This window comes from Puerhibacterium sp. TATVAM-FAB25, assembly GCF_046535855.1.
GTDB lineage: Bacteria > Actinomycetota > Actinomycetes > Actinomycetales > Cellulomonadaceae > Puerhibacterium > Puerhibacterium variabilis_A.
On the sequence record NZ_JAXUAK010000014.1, the window covers coordinates 20,826 to 39,758 of the forward strand.

The window sequence follows — 18,933 nt, forward strand, 5'->3', positions numbered from 1 at the left end:
CCTGGTCGTCACCACGGGCGCGCCTCGTAGTCCTTGCCGTCGATCCGCACCCGCACCAGCTCCTGGGGGTAGCCGTAGTAGCAGAGGAGCTGAGCCCGGTCGTTCCCGCTGAGGTTGACGGTGTAGCTCCGTCCGGACTCCACGATGTTGTGCCAACCCGGCGGGTTGTTGCCCCAGCACTCCACCTGGTGGTTGCCCGCGGGGAAGTCCTGGGTGTTCACCACGAAGTAGGCGCAGCTGCTGTTCGAGCACCCCTTCAGCCCGACGGCGCTGGAGCCGCGCGTCACCCAGGCCTTCGGCTCGGGAGCGGGCGCGGTGGTGCCACCGGCCTCCCCCCACGGGCCACAGCCGGCCGCGTTGCAGGCGCGCGCCTGCAGCGTGTAGCTGCGGTCGTACCCGTCGGGGACGCGCACGTCGGTCGGGAAGCCGTTGCTGCTGCCGCTGTCGCTCGCCGCGCCGCTGTACCGCCACTCGACCCGGGTGACGGCGTTGCCGCCGTCGCTGTTGGGCCGGGTGATGGTGAAGTACCCGCCGTTGGTGCCGCTCCGGCTCCAGGCGACGCCCGGCGAGCCCGGGGTCGTGTACGGCGTGACGGAGTTGGAGCTGCCGGACCAGCCGGAGCAGGCGTAGGCGTTGCACGCACGCACCTGGAAGGAGTGCGGGTTGCCGTTGCTCAGCCCGGTGTAGGTGTACGGCGAGGAGGCCTCTCGGCCGCCGGCGCCGTCGGCGCGCACCTCGTAGCGGCCGCCCGGGCCGTAGAACGCCGACCCGGCGATGCCGTTCCACGTGACGCGCGCCTTCTCGGACGTGTCGCCGTCGATGAGCGACGCCGCGATGCCGCCCGGGGTCTGCGGCGTGCCGTACGGCACGACGGCGGCCGACTGCGGGCCCACCTCCGACCAGCCGGCCTTGTTCTGCGCCGACACCCGGAAGGTGTACGTCGTGGCCGGGTCGAGGTCCTGCACCGTCTGCGAGGTGCCGGCCACGTCCAGCGTGCGCGCCACGGCACCGCCGGCGAGGACGTCCAGCCGGTAGGCCTTCGGGGCGTCGCCGTTGCCGTTCGGCGCCGGCCAGGAGACCCGGACCTGCCCGCCCACGGCGGTGTCGACGCGGGTCGCGGTGGGCGCGGCCGGGGTGAACGGCACGCCGGCGGGAACCTCCTCGGCCGAGTAGTCGCCCCACTCCGACGGCTCCGGCGCGGCGTTGACCGCCTGGACGCGCACCTTGTACGCGACGCCGTTCTGCAGGCCGGTCCAGACGAGGGACCCGCCGGCGACGCACGTCTTCTGGATGGCGCCCGAGCTCGGCGCGGGCGAGATCTCCAGGTTGACGCACTGGATCGGCGAGCGGTCGGTGTACGTCTTGTTCGTCCACGTCACGGTGAGGCTCTTGTCGCCGAACTTCAGGGTCGGCGCGGCGGGCGGGTCGGGCCGCTCGTCGGGCCGCGCCTCCGCCGAGGCGGGCGACGGGTCGGACTCGCCGACGTCGTTCGTGGCCGTCGCGGTGAACGTGTAGGTCACGTTGTTCGTCAGGCCCGTGATGGTGCACGTCGTGGTGGCGCACTCCTGGGCGTGCCCGTCGTTCGTGCGCACGGTGTACCCGGTGATGGGCGAGCCGTTGTCGTTCGGCGGGTCCCAGGTGAGCACGACCGTGCGCGATCGCACCTCCTCGACCTGCGGCGCGCGCGGCGCCTCCGGCCGGCCGAGCACGGTCACCTGCGCGCGGCCCTCGACCTCGCGGTCCGGGTCGCCGGTGACGTCCCGCACGCGGTAGCGCACCACCATGACGCCCACGAAGTCGGCGTCCGGCGTCACGACGACGTCGTCGCCGGCGACGCGCGCGTCCCCGGACCCCGTCTCGACGAGGGCCGAGACGAGCTCGAGCGGCTCCTCGGGGAACGGGTTGGTGTCGTTCGCCAGCACCGGCACCGTGGTGGGCTCGCCCTGGTGGGCGTCGTCCACCTGGTCGGGGTTGGCGCGCGCGAGCGGCCGGGTCGAGGCGACGACCTCGGCCTGCACCCGGCCGGTGACGGGCGGGTTCTCGCCGTCGCGCACGCTGACCGTCACGGGCACGGCCGTGCCCTTGGGCACGGTGGGCTCCGCCTGCACGCGCAGCACGGACCCCTCGACCGTGGCCGTCACGCCGCCGCCGGCGGCGTCGACGGCGAAGGTCAGCTGGTCACCGTCCGGGTCGCTGGCCGCGCGCGCCAGGTCGAGCGTGGCCTCCTCGCCCGCGGCGACCTGCAGCGTGCCGCCGCCGTACTCCGGCGGCATGTTCTTCACCGGCAGCACGGTGATCTGCTGCGTGAGCAGCGCGACGTTGCCCTCGGGGTCGTCGGGGCCCGAGCCGTCGGTGGCCTCGAACGTCACCGACGCCGGGCCGGCGTAGTCCTCCGGCGCGGTGAAGACGATCTGCTGCGGGCCGGTGACCTCGGCGGTGCCCTCGACGCCCTTGACGCTGCGCTCCTCGGTGATGCGCGCCTCGCGCCCCTGGGCCACGGTGACGACCTCGGCGAGGTCGAGCGTCAGCGGCTCGCCGGCGACCACCTCGAGCGGCGGGCCGGGCGTGATGACCGGCAGCGGGCGGTTGCCGCCCGGCACGGCGGGCACGTGCACGAACGCGTGCGCCTCGAGACCGTCGGTGTCGGTGACCGTGTAGGTGATGATCTGGCGCCGGTCGGTGACCGGGACCTCCAGGCCGCCGTCGTCGGCCACGGTGACCCGCTCGTCGTCGACCGTCACGGTCAGGGCGTCCGCCGTGCCGTCGGGGTCCTCGTCGTTGGCGAGCACGTCCACGTCGACCGTGGGGCTGCCGTAGGCCTCCTCCATCGTGACGACGTCGTCGCGGGCCACGGGCCGCAGCAGCGGCGCCTCGCTGCTCGTCGTGACGGTGATCGCGGCGCCGGAGCGCGCGCCCTGCGGGTCCTGGACCGTGTAGTAGAAGGCGTCGACCGCGTCCTGCGCGGGCGTGGTGACGACGACGCGGTCCTCGACCACCTCGCCGCGCAGCGCCTGCGCGCCCTCGAGCCCGTCGGCCACGAGGCTCACCGGGTCGCCGTCGGGGTCGGAGTCGTTGCGCAGCGCCGGGATCGCGACAGTGCGGCCCGGACGGACCGTGACCTCGTCGTCGACCGGGTCCGGCGGCCGGTTGACGTCGTCGGCGCGCGCGATGCCGACGCGGACGACGCCGGTGGCGGTGGCGCCGCGGGCGTCCTGCACCGCGTACGTGAACGTGTCGGTGCCGGACGACGTGGCGCCCGCCTCGTACTCGAGGAAGCCGTCGACCAGGCGCGCGGTGCCCTTGGCGGGTGCCGTCGCGACGCCGGTGAGGGTCACGGAGTCGCCGTCGGGGTCGATGCCGTCGAGCGACAGGTCCACGCGGGCGGCGGAGCCGGCCAGCAGCCGCAGCTCGGCGTCCGGCGGGCGCGGGGCGCTGTTGTCCTCCCCCTCGCGCACGTGCACGGTGACCTGCGCGGAGTCCTTCTGGCCGTTGGGGTCGGCGACCTCGTAGACGAGGTAGGCGGTGCCGCCCTCGCCGCCGGCCTTGAACCGCACCACGTCCTCGGCGACGAACGCCTCGCCGAGCGTCGGGTCGGGCGTCTCCACCAGGTCGGGCGTCAGGGACAGCTCGAGGCCGTCCGGGTGCGAGTCGTTGCGCAGCACGGGGATCGTCACGACGTCGCCGGCGTGCACGGTGACCTCGTCGGGCGCGGCGTCCGGCGGCTGCAGCCGGTCCGGCGCCGGCACGGGCACGACCCGCACCTCGCCGGTGGCCGAGCGGGTGCCGTTGGACACGGTGTAGCGCACCGTCTCCGGGCCGTCGAGGCGGCGCACCTCGGTCACGCGCAGCACGTCGTGGGCCAGCACGGCCACGCTCACGCCGGCGTCGGCGGGCGCGTCGACCGACTGCACGACCAGCACGCCGCCCGCGGGGTCGGTGTCGTTGGCCAGCACGTCCACGAGCGTCGAGCCACCGGTGGGCAGCAGTGCCTGGTCGGCCACGACCACGGGCGCGCCCTGGTCCTGCGACGGCGGCGGCGTGACGTCCACGCGCACCAGGCCGGTGGTCGCGGCCGGGCCGTCGCTGACCTGGTAGGTGACGTCGTACGAGCCCGGCTCGGCCGAGGTGAACGTGAACGTGCCGGCGTCGAGGTTCGGCGTGATCTCCGCCGGCGCGGCGTCGGCGACGCCGACCAGCCGCAGCGTGTCGCCGTTCGGGTCGGTGTCGTTGTCCAGCGGCTCGACCGTCACGGGCTGCCCGGCCACCACGGTGACGTGGTCGTTGACCGCGACCGGCGGATCCTGCGCCGCCACGACGTCGACGAGCAGGCGCCCCTCGGCCACGAGGCCCAGGCCGTCCGAGACGGTGAGGCTGACGATCTTGCGGCCCGTCGACGTGCCCGCGTCCTGCATCTCCACGGTGCCGTCCGGCCGGAAGCGCACCTCGTCGCCCGCGGCGGTCGCGTCGGCGCTGGCGAGCACCAGGTCGTCGCCGTCGGGGTCGAGGAAGTAGGGCAGCACGTCGATCGACGCCGTGCCGCCCTTGGCGATCTTGAGCACCGGCTCGCCGGTCTGCTCCGGGGCGGCGTTCTGCTCCGGCGGCGCGACGGTGAGGGTCACCTGGGCCTCCGCGACGCCGCCGCGGCCGTCGGAGACGGCGTAGCGGAACGTCGTCGTCCCCTCCACGCCGTCGGCGACCACGGCCTGCAGCGCGGCGCCGCCCATGATCCGCTGCAGCTCGACGCCCTCGAGGCCCGGGCCCTGGACCACCTCGGCGGTGATGACGTCCCCGTCGGGGTCGACGTCGTTGGCGAGCACCGGCAGCACGGTGGTGCGGCCGGGCCGGGCGCCCATCGTGTCGTCCTGCGGCCGCGGCGGTCGGTTGGGCTGCGTGCGGTCGGCGACGACCTGGTCGACCTGCTCGGGGGTGGTCTCCTCCGACTCGGTCTCTTCGCCCTCGGCGTCCTCGGGGATCTGCTGGTCCCAGTCGTCGACCTTCTGGTAGTCCTCCGCCGCCAGCCAGACGGTCCCGGCCGACAGGTCGTTGAGCACGATGACGTCGCGGTTGACGCGATACTCCAGCCGCGAGTCGGCGCCCAGGCCCTCGAGCGTCCGGTCCACGTCGTGGTCGGTGCCCGCACAGTCGCGGACCACCTGGCCCGACTGGGCCCACGCGCCGTAGGAGCACCCACCCAGCTGGACCGGCGCGCCCGGCAGGCCGGACGCGCGGCGCACCTGCGCGTCGCCACCGCCCAGCGGCTGGCTCACCAACCCCGAGGTGGTCGCCACCAGGACGACGTCGGACGCCGCGGACGGCTGCTGCAGCCGCGCCTCCCCCGGGTCGGCGAGATCGACCGCGTCGCCGCCCGGCAGCACCAGCCGGCCCGCCGAGCGGTCCAGCACCACCGCGTCGTCCCCGACCGCCGTGACCTCCACCTCCGCGCCCGGGGCCACGTCGAGCTCCCGCTCGTGCTCCTCCTCCGGCACGCCGTTGACCGTGGTGGGCACCTCGACGAGCCGGCCCTCCTGCGGCATGGCCGCCAGGACGGTGCCGCCCTGGCTCACGGCCACGGCGCCGGGGCCCTCGAACTCCAGGACCGGGTCGGTCTCCTCGGGGTCGAAGCTGGTCGCCGAGGTGAACGGCAGCACCCACAGCTGCCCGGCCTTCGCGTCGAGCACGGCGGTCGTCGCGCCGCCCGAGGCGATCTGCGCGCCGGCCGGGGCGCGCAGGGTGCCGCCGAGCTCGAGGTGCGCGGGGTCCACCGGCGAGGCCGAGGACGTGCCGGGGTCGGTGAGCAGCACGCGCTGGGCGTCCTGCTGGACGTCGAAGGTGGAGCTGCCGGCCAGGAGCGTGCCGTCGAGGGCCTGCGCCTCGGAGTTGAACCGGCCCAGCAGGCCGGCCGACGTCTTGGTCACCCACACCCCGGAGTCGTTCAGCGCCACGTCGGCCGTCGCCTCGCCGTCGTACGTCACCGCCGCGACGACGAGCGTCGCCGCGACCGCCACGACCGTCGTGGACGCCACGGCGCGCCGCTTCTCGCCGAGCATGCCCCTCAGGCTCACGAATCCGTCCCCTGTGCCCCCCCTGCGGGGCGTTCCCTCGCGCTCCACGACCCACCTGCCCGGGCCGCCGGTGGCCCGCCGCGGCGGCGCCGCCACGAGGATAGCCGGAGCCCCGCGCCGGACCGCGCCCGGGCGATGGGGAGGAGTCCCCACCGCCAGGCCGGATCATCGGGCATCGCGGCCCGGCTCACCACCGCAGGCGGTTGGACTCCACGACCTGGTCCTGCCCGTCGCCGTCGAACTTCTTCACCACGACCCAGACGTCGTACCCGCCGGAGAGGAAGCCGCAGTACAGCTCGGTGCCGTTGACGCGCCCGTTCGCGTCCGTGGTGATCGTGCCGCCCTGGCGCGCGCCGCTGATGAAGCCCGACCATGCCGGCTCGTACTGCCGCGGGCTGCGCCCGGAGTAGGGCTCGGTGGTCCAGCAGGCGTACTCGACCGTCTGGTTCGGCGGGGCGTTGTCGAGGTGCAGCTGCAGCCACCAGCAGTCCTCGGCGACGCGGCAGTTCGGGTGGTCACCGGCGTTCGTGCCCTGCGCGATGCGCACCGACAACGAGTCCGGGTTCGGGTCGGTCGTGCCCGAGGCCGACTGCGCCGGACCGCAGCCGGCGGCGTTGCAGGCCCGCGCCGTGACGGTGTTGGCCTGGCCCCAGCCGCTGCCGACGCCCACGGTCGCGCGGGTGCCGTCGACCCGGGTCCAGGCACCCCCGTTGACCTGGTGCTCGATCCGGTCGACGCTCTCGCCGCCGTCGTCTCCCGCGGTGACGACCACCTGCCCCGAGGTGGGGCCCGTGCGGGAGTAGTAGGCGCTCGGCGCGCCGGGGGTGGTGTACGGCGTGACGGCGCCCGAGGGCGACGACGGCCCCGAGCAGGCGGCGGCGTTGCACGCGCGCACCTCGAACCGGTAGGCGGTGCCGTTGCTGAGCCCCGTGACGGTGTACGGCGTGCCGCCCGTGGTCCACGCGCCGCCTTCCCGCCGCACCTGGTAGTAGCCGTCCGGGCCGCGGAAGTCGTCGCCTGCCAGCGGCGTCCAGGTGACCCGGGCCTTGCCGGACGAGTCGCCGCTGACGATCTCGGCGCGGACCCCCTGGGGCACCGCGGGCGTGCCGGAGGGCACGAGCGCGTCGGAGCGCGGCGACGCCGGCGAGTCGCCGGCCTTGTTCCGGGCCGTGACGGTGAAGACGTACGACGACGTGACGTCGAGACCGCGGAAGGCCGCGCTCGTGCCGGACACCGTCTGCTCGGCGACCCGGCTGCTCCCCCGGTAGGCGGCCACGACGTAGCGCACCGCGGCGCCGTTGTCGGCGACCGGCGACCAGCTCACGGCGACCTCGCCGCCCAGCGCCGAGTTCGTCGCCCGGACCGCGGGCTTTCCCGGCGTGCCCGGGACCCCGGCAGGAACCTCCTGCGCGGAGTAGTCGCCCCAGTCGGACGGCTCGGGGGCGGCGTTGACGGCCTGGGCGCGCACCCGGTACGCCGTGCCGTTCTCGAGGCCGGTCCACGTGGTGGAGCCGCCGGTCAGGCAGGTCTTCTGCAGCGCCCCGTCGCGCGGCGCGGGCGAGATCTCCAGGTTGACGCACTCGATCGGCGAACGGTCGGTGTAGGTCCGGTTCGTCCACGTGATCGTCAGGCTCCGGTCGCCGAACTCGAGGGCCGGCGGAGCCGGCGGGTCCGGTCGCTCGTCGGGCCGCGCCTCGGCCGAGGCGGGCGAGGGGTCGGACTCGCCGACGTCGTTCGTCGCGGTCACTGTGAAGCGGTACGTCACGTCGTTGGTGAGGCCCGTGACGGTGCAGGTCGTGGCGGCGCACTGCTGCGTCCGGCCGTCGTCGCCGCGGACGGTGTAGCCGGTGACGGGCGAGCCGTTGTCCACCGGCGGGTCCCACGTGAGCACGACCGTCTCCGAGCGCACCTCCGCGACCTCGGGCGCCGGGGGCGCCTCGGGGCGGCCGAGCACCACGACGTGGACGCGCCCCTCGACCTCGCGCTCGGGGTCGCCCGTGGCGTCCTGGACGCCGTAGCGGACCACGAGGACGCCGACGAAGTCGTCCGCGGGCGTGACGACGACGTCGTCGCCGTCGGTGCGCACGGTCCCGCGGCCCGTCTCGACGGTGGCGCCGGTGAGGGTCAGCGGTTCGTCGGGGAACGGGTTGGAGTCGTTGGCGAGCACCGGCACCGTGGTGGCCCGGCCCTGGTGGGCGTCCTCCACGCGGTCCTCGGTGGCCCGCACCAGCGGACGGGTGGAGCCGACGACGGTGACGGCCACGCGCCCCTCGACCGGCGGGTGGCCGCCGTCGGACACCGCGACCGGCAGGGAGACCTCGCTGCCGCGAGGCAGGGACGGGTCGGCCTGCACCGTGACGCGGGTGCCCTGGACGCCGGCGGTGAGCCCGTCGGCGTCCCCGGTGACCGTCACCGTGACCGGGTCTCCGTCGGGGTCGGTGACGAAGCGCGCGACGTCGATGCCCGCCTCCTCGCCGCTCGCGACCTCGAGCGCCGGGGACCCGGAGAAGGCCGGCGGCAGGTTCTCCGGCGCCACCACGGTGATCGGCACCGACAGCATCGCGGTGCGGGTGCCGGTGACGCCCGGGTCGCCGTCGGCCACCTCGAACGTGACCGAGGCAGGCCCCACGTACCCCGCCTCGGAGGTGAACACGACCGTGCCGACGTCCTGCACCTGGCGGGTGCCCGACACCGCCGTGACGGCGTCCTCGGCGGTGAGCCGGGGCGTGCGCCCCTCGGCCACGACGACGAGGTCCGCGAGCTCGAGCGTGAGCGGCTCGCCCGTGACCACCTCGAGGGGCGGCAGCGGCTCGCGCAGCCGCGGGCCCTGCCCGTCGCGCGGCACGCGCACGAACGCGCTCGCCGTCTGCCCGTCCACGTCGGTGACGGTGTACGTGAGCACCTGCGGGTGCCCGGTCAGCGGCACCTCGAGCGACCGGGAGGCGGTCACCTCGACGCCCGCCGCCCGGGCCGCCGCGTCGACGCTCACGGTGAGGTCGGCGGCGTTGCCGTCGGGGTCGGCGTCGTTGGCGAGCACGTCGACCGTCGCGCGGTCACCGGTCACCGCCGCCGGCGGCACGACGTCGTCGCGGGCCACGGGGCGGCGCAGCGGCGCCTGGGGGTCGACGTCGACGGTGACGGCGCCCGTGGCGCGGGCGGCGTAGGAGTCCTCGACACCGTAGTAGAAGGTGTGCAGGCCCTCCTGGCCGGGCGTGGTGAGCCGCACCAGCCCCTCGTGCACCTCGGCGTCGAGCGCCGCGCCGCCCTCGACGGCGCCGGGCACCAGACCGACGGGGTCGCCGTCCGGGTCGGAGTCGTTTGCCAGCGCGTCCACCGTCACGGTGCGGCCGGGGCGCACGTGCGTCGCGTCGTCGACCGCCACGGGCGGCTTGTTGGCCGCCGGCGGTCGGGCGACGCCCAGCCGGACCGTGCCGACGGCGGACGCGCCGCGGGCGTCGGTGACGCGGTAGGTGAAGGAGTCGGCGCCGACCGCCTCCGGCGCGGCCGTGTAGTCGACGTACCCCTCGACCACGGCCGCGGTGCCCTTGGCGGGCGCGCCCGCGATCCCCTCGAGCATCACCGAGTCGCCGTCCGGGTCGGTGCCCTCCAGCGGCAGCACGATCCGCACGACGCCGCCGGACAGCACGCGCGCCTCGACGTCCGGCAGCTGCGGGGGCGAGTTGTCCGCACCGTCCACCACGTGGATCGTGACCTGCGCCGAGTCCTTCTGGCCGTTGGCGTCGGCCACCTCGTAGACCGCGTACGCGGTGCCGGCGGCCGTGCCGGCCTTGAAGCGCACCGTGTCCTCGGCGACGAACGCCTGCCCCAGGGCCGGGTCCGGCGACTCCACGAGCTCCGGTGCCACGGAGAGCTCGAGGCCGTCGGGGTGGGAGTCGTTCTCCAGCACGGGGACGGTGACGACGTCGCCGGCGTGCACGGTGACCTCGTCGGGCGCGGCGTCCGGCGGCCGCAGCCGGTCGGGCGCCGGGATCGGGACGACGCGCAGCTGGCCCGTGGCCGTCGCCGTCCCGTTCGAGACGGTGTAGGTCACCGTCACCGGCTGCTCCAGCCGGCGGACCTCCGTCACCCGCAGCACCTGGTGGGCCAGCACGGCCACGCTGACGCCGGCGTCGGCGGGCACGTCGACCGACTGCACGACCAGGACGCCGCCGGCCGGGTCGGTGTCGTTGGCCAGCACGTCGACGAGGGCGCTGCCGCCGGCGGGCACGAGCACCTGGTCGGCCACCGCGACCGGCGCGCCCGCCCCGTCGGGCGGCGCCAGCACGTCGACGCGCACCAGGCCCACGCTCGCGCTCGGGCCGTCGCTGACCTGGTAGGTGAGGTCGTAGCTGCCGGGCTGGTCGCTGACGAACCGGAACGTGCCGGCGGTGTGGTTGGGGGTGATCTCTGCCGGCGCCTGCTCGGCGACGCTGGCCAGCCGCAGCGGGTCCCCGTTCGGGTCGCTGTCGTTCGCCAGCGGCTCCACCGTGGTGGCCTGCCCGGCGAGGACGACGACGTGGTCGTTCACCGGGACGGGCGGCTCCTGGGTTGCCACGACGTCGACGAGCAGCCGCCCCTCGACCACCGCCCCGCGGTCGTCGGCGACCGACAGGGTGAGGATCTTGCGTCCGGCCGAGGTGCCGGCGTCGCGCAGCTCCACGGTGCCGTCGGGCCGCGCCCGCACCTCGTCGCCCGGGGTCGTGGCGGCGGCGCTGGCCAGGAGGAGGTCGTCGCCGTCAGGGTCCCGGAAGTAGGGCAGCACGTCGATCGACGCGGTGCCGCCCTTGGCGATCCTGAGCACCGGCTCACCGGACTGCTCCGGCGGGGCGTTCTCGGTCTCGGGCACCACCCGCACCACGACGTCGGCCTCCGCGACCCCGCCCCGGCCGTCGGAGACGGCGTACCGCAGCGCGTGCGTGCCCGTCGTGTCGGGCGGCACGTCGGCCTGCAGGGCGGCCCCGCCGCGCACCGGGCGCACGTCGAGCCCCTCGGCGCCCGCGCTGACCGACGCGGTCATCACGTCCCCGTCGGGGTCGACGTCGTTGGCGAGCACCGGCAGCACGGTGGTGCGTCCGGCGCGCACGCCGAGGTCGTCGTCCTCCGGCTGCGGCGGGCGGTTCGGCCGGCTGCGGTCGGCGACGACCTGGTCGACCTGCTCGGGGGTGGTCTCCTCCGACTCGGTCTCCTCGCCCTCGGCGTCCTCGGGGATCTGCTGGTCCCAGTCGTCGACCTTCTGGTAGTCCTCCGCCGCCAGCCAGACGGTCCCGGCCGACAGGTCGTTGAGCACGATGACGTCGCGGTTGACGCGATACTCCAGCCGCGAGTCGGCGCCCAGGCCCTCGAGCGTCCGGTCCACGTCGTGGTCGGTGCCCGCACAGTCGCGGACCACCTGGCCCGACTGGGCCCACGCGCCGTAGGAGCACCCACCCAGCTGGACCGGCGCGCCCGGCAGGCCGGACGCGCGGCGCACCTGCGCGTCGCCACCGCCCAGCGGCTGGCTCACCAACCCCGAGGTGGTCGCCACCAGGACGACGTCGGACGCCGCGGACGGCTGCTGCAGCCGCGCCTCCCCCGGGTCGGCGAGATCGACCGCGTCGCCGCCCGGCAGCACCAGCCGGCCCGCCGAGCGGTCCAGCACCACCGCGTCGTCCCCGACCGCCGTGACCTCCACCTCCGCGCCCGGGGCCACGTCGAGGTCACCGCGCTCGGGCTCGGTGGGCGCGCCGTTGGCCGAGGTCGGCACGCGGTGCAGCACGCCCGCGGCGGGGTCCGCGACGAGCACGGTGCCGTCCCGGGCCACGGTCAGCGTCCCGCGGCCCTCGAGCGTCAGGACCGGGTCGGCCTTCTCTGGGTCGAACGCCGTGACGCCGGCGAACGGCAGCACCCACAGCCGCCGCCCCTCGACGTCGAGCACGGCGACGGTGGCGGCGCCGGCCGCGACGCGTGCGTCCGCGGGGGCGCGCAGCGTGCCGCCGAGCTCGAGGTGGGCGGGGTCCACCGGGGAGGCGGACGAGGCGCCGGAGTCGGTCAGGAGCACGCGCTGGGCGTCCTGCTGGACGTCGAAGGTGGAGCTGCCGGCCAGGAGCGTGCCGTCGAGGGCCTGCGCCTCGGAGTTGAACCGGCCCAGCAGGCCGGCCGACGTCTTGGTCACCCACACGCCGGAGTCGTTCAGCGCCACGTCGGCGGTCGCCTCGCCGTCGGACAGCACGGCCAGCGTCACCACCGACGCCGCCAGCACGCCGACGGCCGTGGCCGACGCCACGGACCGGCGCGCTCGCACCCACCGCCTCAGGCCCACGCCTCGTACCCCTGCCCCTGTGTCCGCGGGCCTCCCGTCCCCTGCCGGGGGCCTCGGGCGGTCAGCATAGCCAGCGGCGGCACGTGCCGGTCACGAGACGGGGAGTTCTCCCCGTCCCGCCGCCCGGTCCCGGGCACCCGCCCGCGAGGCCGTGCCGGTCAGGCGGCGCGGTCGGCCAGGGCCGTGGCGAAGCGGCTGAGCGCCTCCTTGACGGGCCCCTCCGGCAGCGGGTCGAGCTCGGCGGCGGCCTCGCGCGCCCACCGGGCGGCGAGCACGCGCGTCTCGGCCAGCACGTCGTGCGCGCGCAGCCGGTCGACGGCGTCGGCGAGGGCCGCGTCCGAGGTCAGGTCGCCGTCCAGCAGCGCCAGCAGCTCGGCGTCGCCCGGCTGCGCCAGCCCGCGGGCCACCCGCTGCCGCAGCAGCAGCACCGGCATGGTGGGCACCTTCTCGCGCAGGTCCGTGCCGGGCGTCTTGCCCGACTCCGCGCCCGAGGACGCCAGGTCGAGCACGTCGTCGGCGAGCTGGAACGCGACGCCGAGCTTCTCGCCGTAGGCCCCGACCACCTCGACGACCTCGGCGTCGCAGCCGCCGTAGATCGCGCCGAAGCGGGCGGACGTCGCCAGCAGCGACGCGGTCTTGTCGGCGAGCACCTGCAGGTAGTGCTCGACGGGGTCCTCGTCCGCGCCCGGGCCGGTGGTCTCGTGGAGCTGGCCCAGGCACAGCCGCTCGAACGTGGCCGACTGGCGCACCACGGCGTCGGGCCCCAGCGCCGCCACGCGCGCGGACGCGCGCGCGAAGAGCAGGTCGCCCACGAGGATCGCCACGGTGTTGCCCCACAGCGTGTGCACGCTCGGGGCGCCGCGGCGCAGCGGCGCGGAGTCCATGACGTCGTCGTGGTACAGCGAGGCCAGGTGGGTCAGCTCCACTACGACGGCGGCGTCGAGGAGCTCGGGCCGCGTGCCGTCGCCGAGCTCGCCCGTGAGCAGGGTGAGGAACGGGCGCAGCCGCTTGCCCCCGGCGGCGACGAGGTGGCGCGAGGCGTCGTCGGCGAGCCGGTCGGCGTTCTCGACGGCCTCGGCCAGCGCCTCCTCCACGACGTGCATCCGCTCCACGAGCCGCTCCGCGAGGGCGGGGTCGGACAGCGGGATGGCCGTCGCCGCGCTCGCGACGGTCGGCACGGCGGGGGACTGGTCGGGCAGGCTCACGGCACGAACTTAGCCGCCTCGGAGGCCAGATCGAGAACCGAGGAGGGCAGCACGCCCAGCAGCAGCACCGCGGCCGCGCACACGGCGACGACGAACGCGGCCGTCCCGCGGCCCGAGGCCACCGTCACGACCGTCCGCGCGGCCGGCCGCGTGGCGGTCGCCACACCGGCGCCGGGCGTGCCCGCCGGGGCCGCGGCGGGGTCCGCCGGGACGCCCGCGGCCGGCGCACCCTCGGCCGGGGCGCCGGTCCCCCCGGCGGACGCCGCCGCAGCAGCACCCGAGGCGGCACCCGCCGGCGGGGTGAACACCATGAGCACGATCACCCGCAGGTAGAAGAAGACGGCGACGGCCGAGGCGACGACGCCGAGCAGCGCGAGCGGCCAGGCGCCGGCGTCGACGGCGGCCGCGAAGGCGCCGAGCTTCGCGACGAACCCGCCGGTGAGCGGGATGCCGGCCATGGAGAGCAGGAACAGCGCGAACGCCGCCGCCAGCCACGGCGCCGTGCGGCCCAGGCCGGCCCACTGCGCCAGGTGCGTCGCCTCGCCCAGCACGACGCCGTCGTCGTCCCCGGCCCGGCCGCCGTCCCCGCCGGCCCGGGCCCCCGGCGTCTGCAGCCGCTCGCGCACGAGCGTGACGACGGCGAACGCGCCGACCGTGGCCACGCCGTAGACGAGCAGGTAGAACACGGCGCTCGCGCTGCCCCGCTCCGACAGCCCCACCAGGCCGACGAGGATGAACCCCGCGTGCGCGATCGAGGAGTACGCGAGCAGGCGCTTGACGTCCGTCTGCACGGCGCCGACGACGGTGCCCACGACCATCGTGAGCACGGCCACGGCCCACAGCAGCACCTCGACGTCGTGCCGCGTGGCGGGGTCCATGCCCTCGGCGAGCCCGAAGAGCACGCGCACCAGCGCGCCCACGGCCGCCGCCTTGGTGCAGGCGGCCATGAACCCGGTGACCGGCGTCGGCGCGCCGGTGTACACGTCGGGCGTCCAGGTGTGGAACGGCGCGGCGCCCACCTTGAACAGCAGGCCGGCCGAGACGAGGACCAGGCCGGCGACGGCGAGCAGCGGCGTGCCGGCGAGCGGCGAGTCGCCCTCCCCCGCCAGCGCGGCCGCGATCACCGGCAGGCGCACGGAACCGGCGAACCCGTACAGCAGCGCGACGCCGAAGATCAGCAGCGCCGAGGCGAACGACCCGAGCAGGAAGTACTTGAACGCCGCCTCCTGGCTGAGCAGCCGGCGGCGCCGCGCCGTGGCGCACAGCACGTACAGCGGCAGGCTGAGCACCTCCAGCGCGATGAACAGCACGACGAGGTCGTCGGTGGCCGGGAACAGCAGCATGCCGCCGGTGGCGAACAGCAGCAGGGGGTAGACCTCGGTCTGCTCGAGGCCGGCGCGGCGGGCCTGCTCCTCGTAGGTGCTGCCGGGCACCGACGCGGCGGTGGGCGCGAAGGCGTCCTGCCCGGCGCTGCGGTCGGCCACCACGAGCACGCCGAGGAGCGCGCACAGCGCGACGACGCCCTGCACGCCGAGGCCGAACGGCGTGAGCTGGTAGGTGCCGCCGGCGACCGCGATCCCGCCCTCGTCCTGCACGCGGTCCCACAGCAGCGCGACGGCCACGAGCGCCCCGGCGAGCGCGCCGAGGGTCAGCACCGTCTGGGCGGCGCGGCGCCCGCGGGCCGGCACGAACGCCTCGAGCAGCACGCCGAGCACGCCCGCGGCGAGCACCACGAGCACCGGCGAGACGGCACCCCAGTCGATGGCGGTGGGCACGAAGTCGGTCACGGCAGGCTCCCCTCTGCGGCGCCGGGTGCGGCGTCGGCGGCGGCCGGCGGGTGCACGGGCTCGACGTCGGTGGCGCCCACGAGCTCGACCGAGCGCACCCCGGGCTCGGCGACGTAGCCGGTGACGAGGCCGGGCGCCAGGCCGAGCACGAGCAGGGCGGCGACGAGCACGCCGGCCACGGTGCGCTCCCGGGCGCCGAGGTCGCGCGCGGCGGCGACGTCGGGCGCGACGTCGCCGGTGAACATCCGCTGGTAGGTCAGCAGCACGTAGACGGCGGCGAGCACGACGGCGGGCACCGCCACGAGGGCGGCGACGTGGGCGCGGGCGAACGCCCCGAGGAACACCATGATCTCGGAGACGAACGTGGCCAGGCCCGGCAGCGCCGCGGCGGACAGGCCGGCCACGAGGAACGTGCCGCCGAGCAGCGGGGCGACGCGGCGCAGCCCGCCGTAGTCGGCGATCCGCTGGCTGGCGGCCGGGTGCCGGGCGATCGCGAAGCCGGCGACCAGGAACAGGGCCCCGGTGGAGATCCCGTGGTTGAGCATCATGAGGCTCGAGCCGGCCACGCCCAGCGAGGTGAAGGTGAAGATCCCCAGCACGATGAACCCGAAGTGGCTCACCGAGGTGTAGCCGACCAGGCGCAGCAGGTCGCTCTGCCCGATCGCCAGGATCGCCCCGTAGAGGATCGAGACCACGGCCAGCACGACGACCGCGGGCGCAGCCCACCGCGAGGCCTCCGGGAACAGCGGCAGGCACAGGGTGAGCATCCCGAAGGTGCCCACCTTGTCGAGCACGCAGATCAGCAGCGTGGACGTGCCGGGCGTGGCGTTCTGCGCGACGTCGGGCAGCCAGGAGTGCACGGGCACGAGCGGAGCCTTGACCGCGAACGCGAGGAAGAACGCGGCGAACATCAGCCGCTCGGCCACGGTGCCCAGCGGCAGGCCGGTGAGGTTGGCGGTGAGGAACGCGTCCTCGGGCCGGGCGCCGGTGGCCGGGTCCAGGGGCACCTGCAGGTACAGCGCGATCACCGCGACGAGCATGATCAGCCCGCCGGCCAGGGAGTACAGCAGGAACTTCGTGGCGGCGTAGCGGCGCTGCGCGCCCTGCCCGAACCCCCCGACCAGGAAGAACGCCGGCACGAGCATGGCCTCGAACAGCACGTAGAACAGCAGCACGTCGCGCGCGGCGAACACCGCCACCGTGAACGCCTCGAGCACGAGCACCGTGGCGAGGTAGCGGCGCAGCCGCACCGGGTCGCCGCCCTGCTCGCGCCACGCCGCGAGGATCACCAGCGGCACCAGGCCCACGGACAGCGCCACGAGCAGCAGCCCCACGCCGTCCACCCCGACGGCGTAGCTGGCGCCGATCGCGGGGATCCACGGGCGGGTCTCGGCCAGCTGGTGCTCGGCCGCGCGGGCGGTGTCGAACGCGAGGAACGCGCCGACCACCAGGGCCACCTCGACGAGCGACCCGCCGAGCGCGACGAGGCGGGCGGCGCGGGCGCCGAACGCCCCGGTGCCCACGAATCCGGTGCCGAAGGTTCCCGCGCCCGCGGGCGTCGTCCCGGCGGGCCGGCCGCGGCCGCGCCCCGTGAGCGCCGTCGCCGCCGCCGCGACCAGCGGCCAGACGATCAGCGCCGTCAACCACGGCAGGGTCGTCATCGTCCCTCCCCCTTCAGCTCGCCAGCGCCCAGACGACGACGGCGAGCCCGAGCAGGCCGCCGAGCGTCGTGGCCGCGTAGGACCGGACGTACCCGTTCTGGAGCCGGCGCAGCGCGTCGCCGGAGCGCCGCACCGCCGACGCGATCGCGAGGAAGCCGCTGTCGACGCCCGCGCGGTCGGCGTAGACGAGCGTGCGGGTGAGCACCTGCCCGGGCACCATCACGGCGGTCTCGTTGACCGCGTCCTGGTACAGGTCCCGGCGGGCGGCCCGCACCAGCGCGTTCGACGTCGGCGGCACGGTGGGCACCGGCGCGGCCGCGTAGGTGCGGAACGCCAGCGCCACGCCGGCCGCCACGAGCACGAGCGTCAGCGCGATCAGCAGCCACACGGGCAGCACCGGCTCGTGGTGCTCGGCCTCCCCGACGACCGGCTCGAGCCACGTGGTGAAGGCCCCGCCCAGCGCGAGCAGGCCGCCGAGGGCCACGGACCCCAGGGCCAGCACCACCATGGGCCAGCGCATCAGCGCCGGCGCCTCGTGCGGGTGCCGCGCCGCCGGGCCGTCGTCGGCCCACCGCCGCCGCCCGCCGAAGGTCATGAACATCAGCCGGGACATGTAGAACGCGGTGATGCCCGCGCCCAGCAGCGCCGCGCCGCCGAGGACCCACGGGCGCCAGCCCTCCCCGGTGAACGCCGCCTCGACGACGAGGTCCTTCGACCAGAAGCCGGAGAACGGCGGCACGCCGATGATCGCCAGCCAGCCGAGCGCCATCGTCACGGCGGTCACCGGCAGCAGCCGCGCGAGGCCGCCGAAGCGGCGCATGTCCACCTCGTCGTCCATCGCGTGCATCACCGACCCGGCGCCGAGGAACAGCCCCGCCTTGAAGAAGCCGTGCGTGACCAGGTGGAAGATCGCGAACGCGTAGCCGGCCGGGCCCAGCCCGGCGGCGAGCATCATGTAGCCGATCTGCGACATGGTCGAGGCCGCGAGCGCCTTCTTGATGTCGTCCTTGGCGCAGCCGACCACCGCCCCGAACAGCAGGGTCACCACGCCCACGACCGCCACGACCAGCTGCGCCGTGGGCGCCGCCTCGAGGATCGGGCCGCTGCGCACCAGCAGGTACACCCCGGCGGTCACCATCGTGGCCGCGTGGATCAGCGCCGAGACCGGCGTCGGGCCCGCCATCGCGTCGCCGAGCCAGGCCTGCAGCGGCACCTGCGCGGACTTGCCGCAGGCCGCGAGCAGCAGCATCAGCCCGACGGCGGTGGCCACGCCCGTGCCCAGCTCCTCGGCCCGCGGCAGCACCTCGGCGTAGGACAGCGACCCCAGCTGGGCCAGCAGCAGCATCATCGCCACCACCAGGCCCATGTCGCCCACCCGGTTCATCACGAACGCCTTCTTGCCGGCCACCGCGTTCGCGCGGCGGCGGTCCCAGAACCCGATGAGCAGGAAGGAGGCCAGGCCCACGCCCTCCCAGCCGACGAACAGCAGCAGGTAGGAGTCCGCCAGCACCAGCAGCAGCATCGCCGCGACGAAGAGGTTGAGGTAGCCGAAGAACCGGCGCCGGTCGGCGTCGTGGGCCATGTACGCCACGGAGTACACGTGGATGAGCGAGCCGACGAACGTCACCAGCAGCACGAACGTCATCGACAGCGGGTCGGCGCGCAGGCCGGCGTCCACCTGCAGCGTGCCGACGTCGAGCCACGTGCCGAGCGAGGCGGTGCCCGCCCGCTCCTGCGCGGGCAGGCGCAGCATGTCGACGAGCACCACCAGGCCGACCACGAACGCGGCGGCGCTCGCGGCCACGCCCAGCCAGTGGCCCCAGCGGTCCAGGCGGCGCCCGCCCGCCACGAGCACCAGCGCGCCCAGCGCGGGCAGCCCCACCAGCCAGGGCACGAGACCCAGCGTCTGCATCGGACCCC

6 protein-coding genes are annotated in these 18,933 nt (G+C 75.6%); all 6 read right to left on the reverse strand.

Annotated features, from left to right (window positions below; translation table 11 throughout):
• Window positions 1-8: 8 nt before the first annotated feature.
• A complete protein-coding gene (locus U5M74_RS12680; RefSeq protein WP_410909307.1) occupies window positions 9-6,062 on the reverse strand; it encodes an Ig-like domain-containing protein in 6,054 nt (2,017 codons plus the stop codon).
• A 187-nt stretch (window positions 6,063-6,249) separates the two neighbouring features.
• Window positions 6,250-12,324, reverse strand: coding sequence for an Ig-like domain-containing protein (locus U5M74_RS12685; RefSeq protein ID WP_410909308.1), 6,075 nt, complete (start codon window positions 12,322-12,324; stop codon window positions 6,250-6,252).
• A 194-nt stretch (window positions 12,325-12,518) separates the two neighbouring features.
• Window positions 12,519-13,463 carry a polyprenyl synthetase family protein gene (locus U5M74_RS12690; protein WP_410909348.1) on the reverse strand — a complete coding sequence of 315 codons (945 nt, stop codon included), beginning with the start codon at window positions 13,461-13,463 and terminating at the stop codon, window positions 12,519-12,521.
• A gap of 98 nt (window positions 13,464-13,561) precedes the next feature.
• Window positions 13,562-15,352 carry an NADH-quinone oxidoreductase subunit NuoN gene (gene nuoN / locus U5M74_RS12695; protein WP_410909309.1) on the reverse strand — a complete coding sequence of 597 codons (1,791 nt, stop codon included), beginning with the start codon at window positions 15,350-15,352 and terminating at the stop codon, window positions 13,562-13,564.
• Complete coding sequence (locus tag U5M74_RS12700) at window positions 15,349-17,013, reverse strand: NADH-quinone oxidoreductase subunit M (RefSeq protein WP_410909310.1); 1,665 nt, start codon at window positions 17,011-17,013, stop codon at window positions 15,349-15,351. The genes nuoN and U5M74_RS12700 overlap by 4 nt, the downstream gene beginning before the upstream one ends.
• A gap of 13 nt (window positions 17,014-17,026) precedes the next feature.
• Window positions 17,027-18,925, reverse strand: a complete 1,899-nt coding sequence (nuoL, locus tag U5M74_RS12705; RefSeq protein ID WP_410909311.1) for an NADH-quinone oxidoreductase subunit L — start codon at window positions 18,923-18,925, stop codon at window positions 17,027-17,029.
• Between the last annotated feature and the right edge of the window lie 8 nt (window positions 18,926-18,933).

What these genes read in the sequence shown, in the direction of transcription:
- U5M74_RS12690 (WP_410909348.1), bottom strand. Translation starts at nt 13,463, where the DNA reads ATGCACGTCGTGGAGGAGGCGCTGGCCGAGGCCGTCGAGAACGCCGAC.
- U5M74_RS12700 (WP_410909310.1), bottom strand. Translation starts at nt 17,013, where the DNA reads ATGACGACCCTGCCGTGGTTGACGGCGCTGATCGTCTGGCCGCTGGTC.
- nuoL (WP_410909311.1), bottom strand. Translation starts at nt 18,925, where the DNA reads ATGCAGACGCTGGGTCTCGTGCCCTGGCTGGTGGGGCTGCCCGCGCTG.